1 protein-coding gene is annotated in these 1,135 nt (G+C 73.7%); it reads right to left on the minus strand.

The genetic code is table 11. From position 1 onward, the window contains the following. Nucleotides 1-917: serine/threonine-protein kinase (locus E4099_RS32235; RefSeq protein WP_135342621.1), on the minus strand; the 917-nt coding region annotated here is incomplete at its 3' end. Nucleotides 918-1,135: the final 218 nt, after the last annotated feature.

The following is a 1,135-nucleotide window of genomic DNA, read 5'->3' on the forward strand; positions in this document are numbered from 1 at the left end:
GAGGGGTCCGGGGCGAGCAGCGCGGCGACGCCCAGGGCGGCCTCGGCCTGGGCCGGGGTGGCGTGCACCCCGACGCCCTCGGCGACCACGCGCAGCGCGCGGGCCAGGTTCTCGGCGCTGGGCCGCTCCTCCGGGCTCTTGCGCAGGCAGCGCTCGATGGCCGTCCACAGCGGCTCGGGCACGGTGGAGGGGCGGCGCGGCTCTTCGCTGAGGTGCCGGTGCAGCACTTCGAGCGCGGTGTTGCCGGCGAACGGGGGGCGGCCGGTGACCAACTCGTAGAGCAGGATGCCGGCGCCGTAGATGTCCACCGCGGAGGTCTGCGGGCGGCCCTCGGCGGACTCCGGGGCCACGTAGGCCGGGGTGCCGACGAACTCGTGGGTGCGGGTCAGCCCCGGGGAGTCGGCGAGCCGGGCGATGCCGAAGTCGGTGAGCATCGGGTGCATCTGCTGGCCCTCGCCGGTGCCGGCGAGCAGCACGTTGGCGGGCTTGAGGTCGCGGTGGACCACGCCGTCCGCGTGGCTGGCGGCGAGCGCGTCCGCGATCTGGGCGGTCAGCAGGGCGGCGGCGACCGGTGTGAACGGGCCGTTGTCGCGCAGGTACTTGTGCAGGTCCGGGCCGTCGACCAGGTCCATCACCAGGGCGAGCAGGTCACCCTCGACCACCAGGTCGCGGGTGCGGACGATATTGGGGTGGGTGAGCCGCAGCAGCACGGATCGCTCGCGCAGGAAGCGCATCACGATCTCGGCGTCGTTCGCGAGTTCCTCCTTGAGGACCTTGATCGCGACGGTCTCGCCGGGCTCCCCGGCGACGGCGGCCTCGGCACCCGCCGTCTCCCGCTGTCGGGCTCGCCAGACGGTGCCCGTGGCCCCGCGCCCGAGCGGCTCCTCCAGGAGGTACTTGCTGCCTACCGGCCGCACGTCATGCGCTCCCTGATCGTGGTCATTACGGTGTACTCGAGTTACCGCGGTCACTTCCACCGCGATCACTTCGCCGCTGTTCCGCGACGGCCGGGGGTCCGGCACTTCCGCCCCACTCTAGTGCCGTGACACGGGAGACGGCGTGGCCTGCGGGCGGCCCCGCCGTGAAGACGCAGGTTCCGGGCGGATGGTTGCCGGGGGCGGGGTCGCCCGCAGGC

Origin of the sequence: Streptomyces palmae (assembly GCF_004684805.1) — a bacterium.
In the GTDB taxonomy this organism is placed as follows: Bacteria; Actinomycetota; Actinomycetes; order Streptomycetales; family Streptomycetaceae; genus Streptomyces; species Streptomyces palmae.